The organism is Cyanobium sp. A1C-AMD (assembly GCF_024346495.1).
Taxonomy (GTDB): domain Bacteria; phylum Cyanobacteriota; class Cyanobacteriia; order PCC-6307; family Cyanobiaceae; genus Cyanobium_A; species Cyanobium_A usitatum.
In genome coordinates this window covers 1-18,268 of sequence record NZ_JAGQDB010000051.1, presented here as the reverse complement: position 1 = coordinate 18,268, position 18,268 = coordinate 1, and the positions used below count along the sequence as shown (strand labels likewise).

Here is an 18,268-nt window from a genome sequence, read left to right as displayed (position 1 = left end):
TAATGTCAACGGCGTCGGCCTCACTACAGATCAGGCCCTGCTCTATCTGACATCATCCCCGAACTTTGGTAGCAATAGTCCCAGTTCTGAGATCTACACACTGGCGCCAAGCCTGAACACAGCGGGGCAAGCGGACGGCACATGGAGCATGTCCAGCAGTCAGGCACTTGGTCCTGACCTGTACAACAGCAATCAGGCCGCCCAGTCAACCTCAAACGCCAGCAACTACAACACAGCCACTGTTAACCCGTTCATGCTGAACGGGCAGCTGATGGGCACCTGGACCGATACCAATGGTGAGGTTCAGATCGCCAATCTCACCCTCACCATTGGTGGCGCCAGCCAGCAATCTATTGCCGGCTACTCCATCGATGGAAACATCGACGTCAACGGCGATGGCTTCACGGATATTCTGCTTTCCGATCCGTCTGATCCCGCCGAGTCTGTCAACAACCAATACGTCCTTTTTGGTGGTGATTACCTCAATATCGCTTCTCAGGTGGGAACACCTGGCGACGACACCATGATCGGCACGCCACTGGCTGATGTGATCTACACCCTCGGCGGATCAGATCAAGTGCAGAGCAATGGTGGTGCTGATGTGATCTACACCGGCTCCGGCGACGATCAGATCTCGATCACAGACAACGCCTTTTTCCGCATCGATGCCGGCAGTGGTTTCGACAAGCTGCTGCTCCAGGGGCTGGCTGGGCAGGATTACAACTTCTATCTCAATGTAACCAAGCCCGACTACTTCGCTGGCACCAAACTCCAAGGCATCGAACTGATCAACTCTGCCGACTACGGCAGCAACACCCTCAGCTTTGATGCGGCAGCTGTCAACGCGATCAACCCCGATCGCATCCTCTTCCTCACCCCTGATAACAGCGATCTCATCGCCCTCAGTAGTGAGTTCCAGCGCAACAGCACCTTTGACACCAATTACGGCGGTGTCCTTTGGAGCGCCTACGCCAGCGGTGAGCAGGCCTCATCCACCAGTGACAGCCCTGCCCTGGTTTACGTGCTCAATCCAGACGGTGCCACCAACGCAAACTGGCTCAGCACCAACGTCAGCACCACAGACGCCAGCAGCACCAGCCTCAGGGCTGCATCCACGGCACTGCTGGAAGCACCGGATCCAACCAGCGAGTTCAGCGACGAGTTCAGTGGCGAGACATTTGTCACCACCACCAGCTTCCCGCCGACTACATCCACTCCCATCCCCACCACCTCAGCTGTGCTCCAGACCGTGCCCTTTGGCTCCGGACTGATCCTCACCAGCTACCGCACCAACTCCTCCGACGCTGAGGCGCGCTTCTCCGTCAGCAGCTCCGACACCTCAAAACCGCGGGCCCTGCTCTACGCCATCTCGTCCGCCAACAGCTCCGCTGAACCTGGCCGGCACTACACAGCCATTGCTGGTGTGGCCGTTTTGGCCAAGGGCCAATCCAGCTTCGATATCACCGTTCCCATCAACGGCGAGGCCTTCTCGCAGTTGCGCAACGGCACCCTCTCGCTGCAGGTGGAAGAGATTCCCTACAGCGATCGACTGGTACCGCTCCATCTACTGATCGATTCTGCAACGTCGGCCGAGGGCGACGCCGGCCTACCACCTGTGCTCTCCGGCTTCTCCCTCAGCCCCGATCCCAACGGCGGCACCGCCTCCCTTGAGTTCCGAGCCGACACCAATGACGGCAGTGCCGATGCGCTCAAGCTCAGCATCGCTCGCCGCAGCACCGCCGATGCCACAAGCACCATCGCCGTGGTCCAGCCCTCCATCAGCGATGCCACAACAGAACCGACCAGCTCAAACAACGCTCTAATCGGCTTCGATCAGGACATCCTCGACAACGGTCAAGTTGCCGTCAATTTGAAGTTCAACCTTCATCCGCGTCCAAGTGAGGCATACCTCAGCCTCCGGAGCAGCAATGACACAGCTCTCGACCTAATCGAACTCGGCCAGAAACCATCCCTGAGCCCCCCCCTCTCCACTAGCAGCACGATCGACTACAACCTTGTCAACAGTGGACTGGCTGACTTCAGCACACTCAGTAAGAAGCAAATACGCAAGATTGACTGGTCAAGCGTTGACTTCGAGTCCGTCGCCCAATCACCTGATTCTGCAGCCACCTTGAATGCAGCCACCATCAACTACAAGAAGCTTGAATCCAATGATTTTCAAGCCATCAGCTCCTTTATCAACGTCGATCAGCTCACCGGTGCAAATATCCGTACTATCTCTAAAAACTCCGCTGCCGATACCTATATGAACGTAGAGTTCATCGGCCCTGGGCAGCTCCAGAGCTTCAACGGATCTGACGCGATTGACCTCATATATGTCAAGCGCGGCGCGGCTGAAATTACCGCTTCCGGTGGCGCCGGCGATGATCTCTTCTACATCAACTCTAAGCGCTCTGAAATCACCATCACCGACTTTTCGGAAGGAGATGTGCTCAACCTAAGTAGCTTCCAAAATCGTGCCATTCTCAATGGCAAGCTCTCGTTCGTACAGTACGGCGACGATATTCGCTTTACCTACAATAATCGGACCGTCGCAACCCTTCTCGATGCAGATATTGATAAACTTTCCCGCAACGGCTTAACCTTTGTGATTCAACCGACTGATCCCCTCGCCTGATCGCAAACTCAACCAACGACATAGCTGCGCTGAGGCGCAGCTTGCGGCTTCTGCGGCGGCAGCTACCTGCCGCGGAGGCTGCACTTCAGCTCTAAGCCCGTCATAACCCAGGGCTAATTCAATGTTTTAGCTAGAGCTCGCTCCCGGGTGGCTAATCGCCATGGCCGCTTCCCGAGCAGTTGGTTAGCGATCTGGCGGTAGAAGCTGCGCTGGTTCGCTTACACCTTCGGAGATGCCTTCGGCTACACCGTCAGCAGGAAGTTGCCCCCTGCTCCGTGAGCTGTTGAAAAACGGCTTCTGCGTATGAAGTGCATCCGAGCAGGTCAGCACACCATCAAGATCCAGCTGGCAGAGAAGCTGTTGGAGCGCTGCATGCTCATGCTTTTCGCCCGTGGAGTAGCAGGCCTGTGCGATCGCCACACCCAAGGCAGCGGAGTAGAGCGTCACCTCGGCAATGAATGCCGAGCCACCACTCCTGGTGGGCTCGATCGCCACTCTCAGAGTGGATTCGCAGCATGGTCGTTAGCGGATAGGGCTGAAGTTTCTGCTGCTGCTGCGGCTGGCGCTGATCCCGATGAATTTGGTGAATGCCGGCTGTGCCCTGGGGCCCACCCGTCTGCAGCCCTATGCCCTGGCCTCGTTGGCCCTGATCCCACGCTTTGCCCTGATGGTGCTGGCAGGGGCCACTGGGGCTGAATCCATGCGGGGCAACCTCAGCCCTCTGTCGTTGACGGCACGCTGGGTGGCTGTGGCTGCCAGCGCAGCGGTGCTGCTGCTCCTGGCCAGGCGGCTGCGGCTCAGCAATACCCGGAACGACCCAGAAACCAGCCAGCAGGAGGAACGCATCCCCTAGGCAGGGCTTTTCCAGAGCTGGATGGCTCGGCGTTTCAACCAGGATTGAGGCTCCCATCAGAGCCTTGAGCAGCCAGAAGTGGAACCCCCCCATTTGGTGGGTACCAAGCAACGACAAAAAAGACCATATTGACTTCATATATGCAGCAGGCCGCCGCGCCTACGTTGCGAACCCTCCCTAACCGCACCATCCCCCACCGCTATGCCTTACGCCAGCAGCATCCAGGTGATCAACGATGCCAACGGCACCGCCCACGCCTTCCTGGCGGACAACGGCGCGATCTGGCAGTGCCAATGGAATGCGGAAGCCCAGCGCTGGGACCAGGGCTCGGAAGTGCCGGGTGCCTTAGGGGGCGACAAGCTGCAGGCGCTCTATGTGAGCAACCTCTGGCCCACCGAAAGCACCAACGGCACAGCCAGCAGCCAGCCGGGCATCGTGCTTGCTTACCAGGTGGGCAAGGGCAACGGCGCCGAGGTCTTCGGCAGTTTGGGTGTCTGGGGGAGCGACGGCCGGATCGACTGGTCGGCACCGGTACCACTCACTGACGACCAGGTGGAGGATCAAGCCTTCGCATTGGTTGAGCAGGGCAACGGCAACGGCTTCTCACTGGTGGTGCAGAAGCAGGAAGCGGACGCACCTGTGGATGCTGTGCTCGACAAGCTGGCTGCCACGCCCGCGGGGCAGCTGGAGGCTGAACTGAAGCTGGCCGCCAGCGCAGATCGAGCGGACAGCGACCTGTATGCAACACAGTTCGAGATCCAATCCGATCCCAGCACCGGCGCGCTGACGCTCAACGACCTCACCAGCGGCAGTAGCTCAGAACCGCTCACACCGCTGCGTGCGATCGCGCCCACCGCGCCCAGCCCGTCCCCATTCTCTGGCAACACCCAGCTATCGCGGCAGAACCTGGTGTTCAACCCCGCGCCCTCCAGCAACGCGCTGCAACAGAGCAGCTTGATGCTGCAGTCCGAACCGCTGATGCAAAGCAGCAGCGTCCAACTCAGCTCCTCCCCGGACAGTAGCGATGGCGGGAAGAGCACCCCCTGGGCCGGAAAACAGACCAATTACAACAACGGCCGTAGCCAGGCCACCCTCAGCACCGGAGCGCTGTTCGGGCAGAACCTGCTGCGCTGGGTTCTACCCCACTTGAAAGCAAGCAAAGAATTCTATGAACAGGCTAGGGCGCAAGAAGAAAATCCGATTGATCCAGATTTTTCCTCCCTAAGCAGCGAAGCAATCTTGGATGTTGGCGAAGACGACTTGCCAGCGGTGAATGACGTATTTGACGGAGCCGGAGAAGAGCTTTCGTTCGCCAAAGACACAAGAAAGTATGCGAATAGCATGCTTAACCCACCGCTGACAAAATTCGCCGATGACATCGAGCTTGGCTCAGGCCTGGGTAGCGATGCCTTGGCCAGCACGATGCTCGACACCAATATCCTCGGCTGGAAAACCTCAGTTGGCGGCGGGTTCGAAGCGCACGGCCACCCGATGATCAAGGGGACCTTTGGCCTGGCCAACATCGGCAATGGCGGCCCAATGGTACTCAGCGTATTCAAAGGGGGCTACGAATATGGAAATGCCAACAAGCTGGGACTTCAGGCCAAAGGGAAAATTGAACTGGCTATTAACGAAGAAAATGTCAGAACTGCATGGATTCCCATCCAACATGGCACCTCCCTCGGAGGTGGGCTCACCCTGAGAACCGCCTATCAATTCCAGGGACGCGGCCCCCAGGATCTGACCAGCCTAACTGCCCAAGAATCAGGCGGCTTTGACGCTGACTTCATCACCGTCAAGATGAGCCAAACAGGGGGCAGCATTTCCCTCAATGCCCAGGCAGGAACGGGGGTATTACTGCAACAGATCCTCAGCGCAAAAGAAGGCGAGAATCTTCCTGGCTGGCTGGGAGATATTGCCTACGGCGCGGGGATGTTTGCAGACATTCAAAAAAATGCAGCAATGGCAGCAGGCTTCGGGATCGGGATCGACGGTGGGGGACTAGCGAGTGATGCTTCACATTCAGACATAGTAACAAATGACTTATCGACACACGCTGTATCACTCACAGCCAGGAAAAGAGCTCTCTATCTGAATGCTGCAGTGGGCTCAGGTCTTGCCGCCTTTGGCCCCGCCAGCTCGCTAGCGGCTTATATCGCAGGTACCAATACTCTGCTTGATTCTAATCTCACCCGCTCCTATGGCTTTGAGGTGGATATCAGGCTTACATTTCGCTATCTCTGGAAATCGGTGATCGGCTTTCAGGCCAACTTGGCCAACCGCTACGACCGCTTCTTTGCCGGCGCAGAAAAAGGCACAGGAGAAGATACCTTCTTCGTTAACTTGGGCGTCGCCCTGCCCATGGGCGGCTCCATCCCCCTGCTGAGCTACATGCTCACCAAGGAACTGGGAGAGCACTCCAACACCGAACTCAGCCAGAACGGCAATAGCGACAGCAATACCCAGGCACAACTCGGTGAATCTAGCGTCAACACCAACGCCGTCGTTACAAAGAACGGTGCCTACGTCACCTATCCATCCGGCAACAACTATCCCTTCGCTTACACACCCCAGTCCGGCAGTAGTTCCTATCTTGCCGATATCCCTACAGGTCAAACCAACAGCAAGTCCAACGTATCGCTACTGGGAGGGCAGACCAACAACCTGACCCTGGTCACCCTCATGGCAAACCAAGCCGGCCAGGTCAACACCATCAACCCAGCCAACGGCAGCCTGAGCGGCACCTTTGCCCTCACGCTCTACAACGCTGGCTCGGGCCTCAATCCAGGCCAGTACACCGATATCCCCGTTTTTGGCATCACCGCAGACGGCACCAAACAATCAGCCGCTCGCGTCAATTTCAACGTCGGCAGTAACGGTCAGATTGTTGCGGCTTCCTTCCAGATCGTCGGCCAGGGCAGCTACATCGATCTTCCCGAAACGTCATTCAACAGTGGTGTCTATGCCCTGATGCTGGATGTGTTCTCCACAGGTATCGCCACACCCCCAGCCCCCGGCAGCAATTCCCTCAGCGTCCTGATGAGCACCACCCCGCTCCTCACCTTGGACTCCTCGCGCTCCGGTGCGCCGATCCAGAAGCAGCTGATTGAGCGTGTTGCCACTGTCAATGTTCCCGAGGTGAGTTCCAGCGATGGGGTGATCTATCCCCTCTACGACCCCATCAGCAATCAGGTCACACCTCCGGCATCCACCGATAACAGCACCTACACCTACAGCAGCGTTGCCGTTCAACTGTTCTCCAGCAGCAGTCCCACCACGCCCTTTACGCCCCTCACGCTGCTCAATCCAGGAGCCAGCGGCGCTGAGCCAGCCAACCCGGTCACCGCCACCGTCACCCTCAATGCCGGCACCATCAGCAAGGTGACCCTTGATCAACCACTGCTGTTCGCCAAGCAGAGCGCCTCCACCAGCTACAAAATCCAGTTGGGCCTGCCGGACGCTGTGGTGGCAAGCCTGCCCACCGGCACCGCCGCACCCAGCTACGCGGTACAGCCCCAGGCACTGGGCTACAGCAATTTCGTCGCTGATGAACAATTCAGCGCTCAAGAAAACCAGCCCAACGCTGGGGTGTATCTCGCTTCCGGCATTTCCGATTTGCTGCCGGTTGAGGCCGCCATGGCCGCCTGGCCGGTGCAGAACCGCGTGACCTATGTCACCAACAGCCTCGTCGCTGGCAAGCCACAGGCCAATGTTGTTTACCTCAATGCCACCACCACCAACAGCAATGGGGTGGTGACCCAGACCACCATGGAGCCCTCGGATGTAACCCCTGAGGCTCTCTACAACAGCGTCACAGACCCCATTAAGTATGGCGCTGTGCCCAGCTTTAGCGCCGCCAGCTCTCCCACTGCCATCGGCATCGTGGGAGACGACGACAAGAGCTTGGCCGGCACGACCTTTGTCGCCTGGGTGGAAGCCAGCGATCCAGTGGTCCCCAACAGCACGCCAGGAAACGGCGCGACCAACTTCCAGAACTTCATGGAAGCGCTTTATGGCGACCAACGCATCAACTTCCGCATCAACTTTGGCGGCGATACCGGCTGGAGAGCGCCCAACATCAACGATCTCTACACGCCAGAAGAACCCGCCATTATCCGCCACCTCCAGGCTTTCTCTGTACCCAATCCCGACGTGCCGGGAGGCAGTGCCACCCTTTTGGCCTGGAGTGAAACATCAATCGCCGCAATCAAGGGAACAGCGGAAAACCTGAATTCCGGACTGCAAAATCCCGCTAAGATCAAGGTCGGCTGGATCAATCCCAATGCGGAAAGCCTGCAGTGGAATGATCTGTTCACCGACGAGGACGGCAACTCCACCATCCAGACCATTCCCTGGAATTCCACTACTGATGTCGGGCTCACCATCAACGACATCGCGATGGCCTCACAGGCATTCCTGAATGCCGATCAGACCCTCACCGAAACGCCCGTTATCACCTGGAGCCAGGAGGTTCGTACTCCCTACCGCCAGAGCGTTCTGCAGGATGCACCCAAGATCTATCTGCAGTTCAACGAACTCGAGAGCGGAATCAACGACATCAATCTCGGTTCCGTCGATTCCAGCTACACCGACACCTACGCCTCAGACACTGGCCTGACTTTCGCCATCCAAGGTGCCCTCAGCGCTTCCCAGGCCACGGCGGTGCAGAACAGCGATGGCACGGGCGTCCTGACCACCGGACTGGGCACCACCTTCAGTGAGATCCGCCACCTCGCCAACAACATTCCCCTCAACAGCTTCCCGCAGACGAGCGGCATCACAAATTTCACCGGCTCGATCGCAGGCAATGTCCTCACCGTCACAGCGATCAGTACTGGTCAACTGGCAGTGGGCGATCTCCTCAGCGGCGCCGGTCTTGAGGCGAACACCTCCATCATCGGCAGTCAATCGGTAGATGCAGCTGGGCTCGGCACCTATCTGATTGATCAGGACCAGACGGTTGCATCCACAACCATGCAGGCCATTGATGCGGAGTCTGAGCTGCCGGTGAGCAGTTTCACAGGCTCGATCAACGGCAACACGCTTGTGCTGGCCGATGGAGCAGGCAGCCTGGCCGTGGGCGATCTGATCGCCGGGGAAGGTCTCAGCAGCGGCACGATGGTCGTTGCTGTCAACAAGGATGACAATGGCAGCATTCTCTCCTACACCCTCAACAAGAGCTACAGCGAGCCGATTTCCGAATCGGCGTTCTACTCCTCTCCCGGTGTACCCAGCACTCCTTACACGATCGAGTTCTGGGCCAAACTGGAGGACGGCAGTAATCCCAATGGTGCCGGTCTCGTCGCCTACGGCCAGCCCTCCGTTCAAGCCGTTGGTGAGCACACACTTCCTCAAAACTGGCTACTCAATGCCAGCTTCCTTGTCGATCGCCTCACCTACGAGCAGGCAGCGGCCCAGGGTCTGATCACAGAGATCCCCAGCAACGTCAGCAGTGACAGTCTCTACGGCTGGCAGTGGGGTGTGGTTGCTACTGGGGCAAACACCACCGCGGAGGACGGCAGTGGTAGCGGCAGCAACCTCTACAACAATGCCCTGGTGATCGCCAACCTCGCCAGCGGCGCAGAACTGGAAGGCGTTAATCAATTCCTTGAAAACTATCAACTCACAGCGGCAGATCTACAGGTCAATGACCAGCAAGTCAGTCCCGACAAGATTGCCAGCGTTCCTCAAACGCAACTGCAATTCGCCAACGCCCTTAATCCCACGACCCAACAACCGGATTCCTATCTCAATGGCATTGCGATTGACACCAACTCAGCCACGCTCAACCAGGGCCTGATCCCCGTTAACCAACAGGGTCAGATCAGCATTGGCAGCACCTCAACCGTTAACGCCAATCTCACCGCCATGTTTGAGGCGCTCTGGGAGTTCCAGCAAAAAACAGGGGAAGCCAAGGTCAATTTCTCCGTCGGTGATAACGGCACGATCACCACAACCAGCGATAGCGCTCTTCCTAACCCCTATGACCAAGAAAGCTACGACGGTTATGACCTGCGCTTCGTGCTGAGCCGCGGCACGGCTGTGTCCGTCAACGGCGACGGCCAACTGGTCTTCGACATCGGCGATGGCTCCGCGATTACCTCGCAGGCCACAGACACCCTCAACGCCGACCTACGCGATGGCCAATGGCATTACATCGTGGCCTCCTACCTGCCCACTTATCAGACCTACGTCCGCGACGGCATCGTCACGCAGCTCCCCACCAATGTGGGCACCGCCTCTCTCTATGTCGACAATCAGCTGGTCGCCAGTGATAGTGAGGTCTTCAATCCCTACCCCCTGATCAACCTCAACGATCAGGCGATGCTGCTCGCCAACAATGACGGCGGAGCGATCGATCAGCTGGCGATCTATTCCAGGGCCCTCTCCAGCGTTGCGTTCCAACCCATCACATCCAATGCCTGGCCCGCGCCCGGCACCCGCGATGCCCTAGCCATTCTCGCCGAGCTTGGTTACAGCATCGAGACACAGACGCCCGATCCCGGCGCCATTCCTGGTGCGGTGAACAAGCACTGGGCAGCCCGCACGGTGAATCCCAACGACGCTGCTCTGGCCACCTACACCAGCAGCTTCGACAGCAGCACCGGCACCTGGACCCAGGCCACCACCCTCAACCCGATCCTCCAACTCGCACCCACAAGCCCCAGTTACACCAGCGGCAGCTCCCTTCAGGATGCGTTGGTAATCACGGTTCCCACCAGCAACTGGTCTTCCGCCGGCTGGCAGGTCACCACAACAGAGCCCTCAGGCAGCAGCACCTCCTCCAGCACCAAGAGCAGCCAGCTCTTCACCCCGGCCAACGATCTGCTCACCGGGGTCAGCCTCGTTGTCACCAACCTCCGCACCGGTGATCAAACAAGCCCTATCAATCTGACTCCTGATCAAGTGCTGATCGGCGATCGGACCCTTCGCTCCCTACAACCGCTGAGCAGCAGCAGCAACTTCAACTACACCGTTCTCACCAACACGCCAGCGATCAGTCTGGTGGTGCCGAAAAAGCAGCTGCCGGCAAGCTCCGATCCACTCAAAGATGAATACAAGGTCACTTACAGCTTCACATTCGCAGAGCAAAACACCACCTACACCGTTTCCACACCCACCGCGGTCACGGTTAACAACTTCGCCGGCAACCTCGCTGAGAGCCAATTCTCCAGCTCCAGCCTCGCCACAGATCTTGCTCAGGATCAGACCCGCAACACCGCCCTCGCTACAGCCGCGGTAATTGAGCAGGCTCCCCTGCAGCTCAAGTACATCGACAGCGGCGTCATCCTCAAAAGCGCATCCACCACGGCCGCTGCCAACAGTCCTGCCGTCTCTGCACCCGCCAACAGCTTCGGGCAATCGCAGGTGGTGGGCTCCTACATCGACAGCAGCAACAACAGCAATGGCTGGCTGGCCATTGCGCAGCCCTTCTCCACCAACGCGGTCAGCAACCCAGCTGGACGGATCTGGATTCAATACACCGGCCAGTCCAACAACGGCAGCCCCAGCAGCACCGTGGCCCAGGCACCAACAACCTGGCTCAATGCACTCGCTGACAGCAACTTCTCACCCGAGTCGCCCAACCTGCCCCTGCTCGGCGACGCCAATAACCCCAGCAGCACCGGCGGCTTGCTCATTCAGGCCGATCCCACACAAGGCTGGGGTCAGAACTTCGGCCAGACCATGCTGGTCGCCGATGTCAACGGCGATAGCGTCAGTGATCTGATCATTGCCGCTCCCCAGGCCAATGGTGGTGGCCGCGTGATGATCATTGACGGCACCTGGATCAAAACCAATCTCAACAACGCCGGCGCCGAAACCATTCTCAATCTCTCCAATCCACCGGCAGGAGCTGTCACCGTCCTGACACCCGAGCCTCCGCAGAGTGACCTCGACTTCACCACGGTGGCCAATTTCGGATCGGCCATCGCCTTCGACAGCAAAACAAAGACCCTCTGGATCGGTGCTCCCAACTACCTGCGCCAGCTCAATCCACGCTCCGACACGCCGCTGAATTCACTGCAGCCGATCGGTGCTCTCTACAGCTACACCAGCAGCGGAGCCAACAACGGTTGGAACACAGGGACAGCCACCCCAGTCGCCAACCCTGTCCTCGGCAGCGGCGGCACCGTCACCACCATCGGTGCCAATAACGAGCCACAGACCAATTTCTGGGGAAGTCAGCTCGGCACCGCCATCGCCGTCAACGCCGATCTCAAGAGCCCCAGTTATGGCGCCCTCGCCGTCTCGGCTCCCGGCGTGCAGGCCTTCCAGCTCTTCGGCGGCACCCAGAGCGTTCAACAGGCCTCCAATGGCAACCAGAAGGCCCTCTCGAGTGAAGGCAATGGTGCTCTGATCAAAATCCAGTTGCCCTCCGATCCCGCCCAGATTGAGGCTTCGATCAGCAACAAAACTCTCACTGTCACTGCTCTGCTCAAGGGCGAGGAACTCAACCTGCAGGTTGGCGATCTGATCACCGGCCCTGGTGTGACGGCCGGCACCACCATCACCGCCATCACCAAGGCCTACGACACCAAAAACAGCTCCGTGGCCGGTCTCTACACCGTGAGTCAGGTCCAGACCGTTGCCGCCGGCAGCCTCAACGTTCTGCCGGGCGTCAGCACCGTTAAGGGGGTCAACACCGACAACCTGCTCAACGCAGAAGCTGACACCACCTACATGCAGAACCTGCAGATGCTGCAGGTCGATGACATCACTGAGGCCACCTACGTTAATAACCAGGCCATCCAGACCTTTGATCTCAGCCAACTCGACGGTCAGCTCACCGCCAAAGCCGTCGCCAAAGCCAGCGATGGAGCCGCCACCTTCTACGGTCCCCTCGCCTGGAACACCCTCGGCGATTCAGGCTTTGGCGCCAGCCTCAGCTTCGGCGACTACACCAACAAGAACGATCAAGCAGTTCTCTCGGTTGGTGCTACCCAGGCCGGTGGCTCAGGCGCCGTCTACATGATCGATCTCACCCAGAATTTCACCGCACCGAGCAACACGGCCTGGGTTAACAACATCAACCTTGGCCACAACCAGTTCCTGGCCCACCAGGCCAGTGGTTTCACCCTCTATGGGGCGGAAAGCGCCGACAACTTCGGCAATGGCCTCGTCAACCTTGGCGATGTCAATAACGATGGCTACCAAGATCAATTAATCCAGGCCTTCAACGCCTCCAGTGGCTCGGGCAATGGCTATGTGGTCTTTGGCAGTGATCAACTGATCAGCTACGCCCAGAGTAGCGATAACCAAACCATCCCCAACCAGGCCACAGGCAACGTGGCTCTCAGCTCCATCGGCAACATGCAGCGTGCTGCCGATTCATCCAGCTTCACTGCGGCCATCCTTAACCAGCTTGGCTCTGGCAACCTTGGTTACACAGGTCAAGGCACTTTTGGGGCTGGCGATGTTAACGGCGATGGCTTATCCGACATCCCCCTGGGTTCCGGCACCAATGGAAACGCTTACCTCACCTGGGGGCATCCTTACCTGGAGGCCATCACCAGTCTCCAGCTGAGCAAGCTCTCCAGCGACACCGGCTACTTGCTTGATGGCCTGGCCACCAGCAACCAGGGCTCGCTGCGCTCGGTCGGCGACTTCAACGGTGATGGCTATGGCGATTTCATCTCGATCAGCCCCGGATCTCTCGTCACCAATGTGCGTCTAGAGCTGGGAGGAAACACCCAGGAAGTGCTCGCGGATTATCCCTACAACTACTACTCCTTCACCATTGCCAACGGCACCGAGGTTCTCCCCGGTGGTGACATCAACGGCGATGGTATGGACGACATCGTTCTATTCCTCGATCAGAACCTGACCAGCGCGGCTGACGGCAACCAGGGTGCCGGCAGCAGCACCGGCATCCTCTATGGGCGCTCCTCCAACGATCTACCGCTCGGCTCGGGCTTCGGCTTCATCGCGGCAGTGGATCCCAGCACCAGTGCGCCGCTGGCGCCCCTGCCCGGAGATTACTTGGGGGGCCTCACCGATGCCGCCCCCAGCGTGATCGCCGTGGGCGACACCCTGTATGTCGCCGTCAAGGGAGACGCCAGCAGCACCGACACCAGCATCTGGTTCACCCAGAGCACCGACGGGGGCAATACCTGGAACGGCTGGACTGATCTAACAACTAGCAGCAACGCTGGCTTCAGCACCAGCACCGGCCCATCGCTGGCCTTCTACAACGAAAAGCTCTACCTGTCTTTCCTTAATACTGATTCAATACCAGCTCTAAGCCTCAGTAGCTGGGATCCCACCAGCAACAACCCCGCTGCCTGGAGTACCCCTTACGAGCTAAGTAATGCGGCTAATCCCAGCGCTAGTTACAGCAGCTCCTACAGCCCCCAGCTGATCGAGCGCGGAGACGCCTTGGGGATTACTTGGACGGCAGCTGATGATTCCTCGGCGATTACCTGGTCGAACAACTTGGCCAGCGCCTCTTCTCCATCCAGCCCAGCGCTAGCAATGCTAGGCAGCACTGTCTACATGGCTATCCAAGGTGCTAACAATTCAATCCAGTGGACTTCCAGCACTGACAACGGTGCCAACTGGACGGCTTGGCAGACTATTTCGCAGAATGGCTCAAGTATAACGACATTGGGACAACCATCCCTCGCCGTGATGGATGGAATACTTTATCTTAGCTATATCAATTCAAATCAGATCAACATCACCAGTCTTACTGGTACTAGTTCCAATACTTGGAGCGAGTCGTATGTAATTCCTGGACAATCTAATACTGAATTTGCCAGTCTGATTAATGAACAAGTCGAGAATGTCCAGCAGCTGGCTGCCTATTATGTTGATTCCAGTAACAGCCAGATTCTCAAGACCTATTCCACAAGCCCTAGTTATTCAACGGGATGGACAGATAGTGCCGATTTGCAATATCAAACTGCCTCTGGTCCCTTGGCCCTCACTTCCTATGCCGCACCTTCGGCTCCTGTCCAAACCTATATTGCCTATCAAGCAGGCACCATTGGCAACCCTGGAGATATTTATGTTACTACACCCCGTAACGCCAACATGGCCAACAAGGGCAACAATTGGGAGTCAAAACTCGCAGCTTCTCCAGGCATTGCCACGGGAATAGGGCTTTCTGGTGGCATTAATGGTTTATATCTCAGTTATGGCAATTCCGGCTCGCCCAGCGCCCTGCAGATCGCACAAATCTACGATCAGAATGGTTCATGGACCCAGGCAAATGTCTACAACGAGCAGTTATCGTCGAACCTGAGCAATAATGTCTCTATCCTGCAGCTATCGGAAACCGAGCTTTTGCTGGCAGCTGCTAATACACCCGATGATGTCAGCGGAGTGCAAGCCGGCACAGTGGTCTTGGACAATGAATCCATAACTTATCTTTATTCCTCGTACTCCACCACTCCCGACGGCAGCAACGCAAAAGGTAGTTGGGCAACACCAACGCAGCTGTTGCAACGCACAGAGAGCGACAGCAGCATCAATTTCGTGCCGATTACTACCACGGATGCTCCCTCCGCCTCCTGGCTGGGTGGCGTGCCCGTACTGGCCCTGAATAACAACGGCACCATCAATGTCTACGCCGGAGCGCAGAGTGGCGGCAGCCTGGAGCTCACCTCCAGCTTCACGGCCAGCAGCGGTGAGCCGGCGATCAGTTCCGCTCCGGTGCTCACCACCACCGACACGGGTCTCGCACTCACATACACCAACAGCGACGGTTCGATCACCCTGGAGCGGCTCAACTTCGTCAGCTCCAGTGGCGCGCCTTTGCCGGGTGTTCAGTTCAATTCCGATGGCAGCATCAACACCAGCAATGCCGATCTGCAATGGCAGAGCACCACGCTGACTGCTGCCAACAGTGGCATCAGCACGGCTCTGGCCAGCACACCCGTCAGCGTCAACGGCAACCTGCTGCTGACCAATGTGCGCGACAGCGGCGGGCTCGATAATCAGATCTGGATCAACGCCGTACCCAACGCCAGCGATCCAGACAGCACCACCTGGTTGAACTCCACCATTCAGCTTCCGGACAGCAGTAGTGGCTGGAGCATCAGCCAGCAAACCGGCACGGTCAACATCGGCACGTTCACGCCGCAATGGACGGGCGATAACGGCGGCCTTTCCCCCAGCGCTCCGGCATTTGCCGAACTGAACGGGGTTCTTTATGCCGCCGTAGTTGGTGATGACACCACGACAGACAGCAATGACGGGCTGCTCTTCTGGAACTCCAGCACCGACGGCGGCCAAACCTGGAGCTCCTGGCAACAGGTACTCAACGGCTACAGCAACACTACTACTTCCCCTACGAACATCGCATACGCCGGCAGCTATCAGGCACCTTCGCTGACAGCCTTTGATGGCGCCATCTATATGGGCTATGTAGGAACGAATAATGATATCTACATTGCCAGCCTCACAGACACAGAGGTGATGGTGGGGGATTCAGCCACGAATTACTGGACCCAAGTACAGGTCAATAATCAGGAGTGTAAATACATCGCTATAACGAGTGAAAATAATGAACTGGCCGCCTATTACGTCGGTACCAATAACGACCTCTACCGCACTGCAACCTCGAATCCCACAAGCGGAAGCGGCTGGAGTAACAGCCTGGCGATCCAATACAGCGGCGGAAATCAGACAGCCTCAGGCAATCTCGCCGTTACCACCGTACCGGGATCAGGCTCAAACAGTGACACCACCTACATCGCCTATCAGGGTGGTACACCTTCGAGTCCGAGCGATACCCTCTATCTCACCTACAGTTCCACTCAGTCCACGGGCAGTTCCAGCTCCTGGAACTTTGCTGAGTTAACGGCACAACCCACCACAGCCAACCGTGGCGGCGTGAGCCTTTCCAATAACAGCGCAGGCCTGCTTTTGGGTTATCCCGACAAGCTCAATGATGAGCTTGTTTATGTGGTTCAGCAAAGCGCCAACTCTGGCAGCACCTGGTCATCCTTCACCACTCTGGAGGCCCCAACAGGAAGCAGCCTGCCCAGCTCGGGCACCAATAATTCCTTCAGCCTGCTGGCATCGGCCAACAGCAATGCGGTGTTGGTGGGCGCGATCAACAACGGCACTGGTTACAACAACGCCATCAACACCACCATCGTCTCTGAGCTGCCGACCAGCACCAGCCTCAGCAGCTCCCAGACCCAGTCCACTCTCTCCGCTGTTGGCGATCTCAATAACGATGGCTTTGATGATCTGCTGGTGGCTGCCAACAACGTGGTCGTCAATCCGTCCAGTAGCTCGCCGACGCTCGCCACCGGACTGCGGCTGATCAGCGGCGCAGCCACAAGCAGCCAGATACTCAACAACAACAACCCCAGCACCAACGCGCAGAGCGTGCAACTGGCGCCCTGGCAAGGCCTCAGCAACAGCACCCCAGTCGCCTCACTGAGTGGCAATGGTCAGCTCACCGTCACCAGCACAGATTCCCAAAGCGGCCGCAGCCAATCCAACAGCGCCGCTCTCCCCACCTCCACTGCTGCATTCACCGCCACGGCGGGCGATACAGCCACAGCCCAGCAGCTGTTCCAGTCCAACGCGGCCTTCACCATTGGCCAACCCACCGCTGGGATTCCCCTTGGTGATCTCGCCCTGATCAGCACCGCCGGCTTCGGCGACCTCAATGGCGACGGCTACGAGGATTATCTCGACCCCACCTCCGCCACCGTCATCACAGGGGCCAACAGCCAGAGCTGGACCCTCTGGAGCATCCGTGCCGCTGGCGATGTCAACGGCAATGGCGTCGATGATGTGCTGCTCTCACTCGCACCGCAGGGTCCGGCTTACGTCCCGACGAGCAGTGACCAACCCAGTGCTCTCCAATCGGTGCTGGTGGATGGCTCCCTGTTCGAGATCGATCAGGCCACCAACAGCTTCCGACTGGATCAGCTCAAAACGCCCCTCAATCCGTACAACCGGGCTCAGCTCTACGACGTCGCCGGCACATCCACCACCAACTATTTGCCCTCGCTGCAGAACTGGTTTGATCCGATTCTCGGCTTCAAGCCGGGATCGATGACAAAGGCCTCCACAGGAACTGCCACCAACCCTGCTTCGGCTGACTCCTATTCACCACCCTGCGCGGTTGTGAGCCCAGAGGGGCAGACCTATCTGTTCTTCTCTGGGGCGGACACCAGTGGCACCAGTAAGGCCAGTGGCCTATGGATGGCCTATCAGGAGAATGGCATCTGGCAGCAGGCCTCAGTCCAGCAAGGCAGCAGTTGCAATAACACCACGCCGAGTGCCACCTATTTTCAAGGCAAGCTCTACGTCGCCTATACGGACATCAATCAAGATGTCAACATTGCTGTCTGCTCGGGCTCACCTCAAGACTCAAGCAGCTGGAACAATTACAAGGTCTACACCACGACCAACGAGTCGACCGCTTACTCGCCAACTCTCATCGCCGAGAATGGACGCCTAGCGCTATACTTCCCCACCAATAACGATGGAGGCGGTCAAGACAGCTATAACACTAATTATCAAATGCTTCGCTATCTCTATAGCAATGATCCTTCCAATAGCGGCTCCAACGGCAGCTGGGGATCAGCGTTTGATTCAACAACCGGGAGCTACTCTGGAATCAGTGGTCAGCTGAATTACGAGGTCACCTCGCCCATTGCAGCCACGAACTTCCAAGGCCGCACTGTGCTCGCATTCAGGAGCTACACCACTGGAGGTGGATACAATACCGGCGACGGCGATATCATCCTCCTCACCCAAGTGGCTAGCGCTGCGACGGCCACCAGTCCCACATCAACGCTCTCCTGGCA

Annotated in this window: 3 protein-coding genes and 1 pseudogene; 3 read left to right on the top strand and 1 reads right to left on the bottom strand. The window is 58.0% G+C overall.

What is annotated here, in order from left to right; genetic code table 11:
- Window positions 1-271 precede the first annotated feature (271 nt).
- The gene (locus KBY74_RS09380) at window positions 272-2,638 is read left to right on the top strand and encodes a hypothetical protein (protein ID WP_254942467.1); all 2,367 of its coding nucleotides are present in this window, start codon (window positions 272-274) and stop codon (window positions 2,636-2,638) included.
- Window positions 2,639-2,821: 183 nt separating this feature from the next.
- Here KBY74_RS09380 and KBY74_RS09375 read toward each other — a convergent pair whose 3' ends face one another.
- Window positions 2,822-3,133, bottom strand: coding sequence for a hypothetical protein (locus KBY74_RS09375; protein WP_254942466.1), 312 nt, complete (start codon window positions 3,131-3,133; stop codon window positions 2,822-2,824).
- Window positions 3,134-3,212: 79 nt separating this feature from the next.
- On the opposite strand from KBY74_RS09375, the gene KBY74_RS09370 reads away from it, so the two are divergent.
- Both KBY74_RS09370 and KBY74_RS09365 read left to right on the top strand, forming a co-directional pair.
- Window positions 3,213-3,491 carry a hypothetical protein gene (locus KBY74_RS09370; RefSeq protein ID WP_254942465.1) on the top strand — a complete coding sequence of 93 codons (279 nt, stop codon included), beginning with the start codon at window positions 3,213-3,215 and terminating at the stop codon, window positions 3,489-3,491.
- A gap of 201 nt (window positions 3,492-3,692) precedes the next feature.
- Window positions 3,693-18,268: pseudogene (locus KBY74_RS09365) on the top strand (hypothetical protein); the annotation flags it as partial.

What these genes read in the sequence shown, in the direction of transcription:
- KBY74_RS09370 (WP_254942465.1), top strand. Translation starts at nt 3,213, where the DNA reads ATGAATTTGGTGAATGCCGGCTGTGCCCTGGGGCCCACCCGTCTGCAG.
- KBY74_RS09380 (WP_254942467.1), top strand. Translation starts at nt 272, where the DNA reads ATGGGCACCTGGACCGATACCAATGGTGAGGTTCAGATCGCCAATCTC.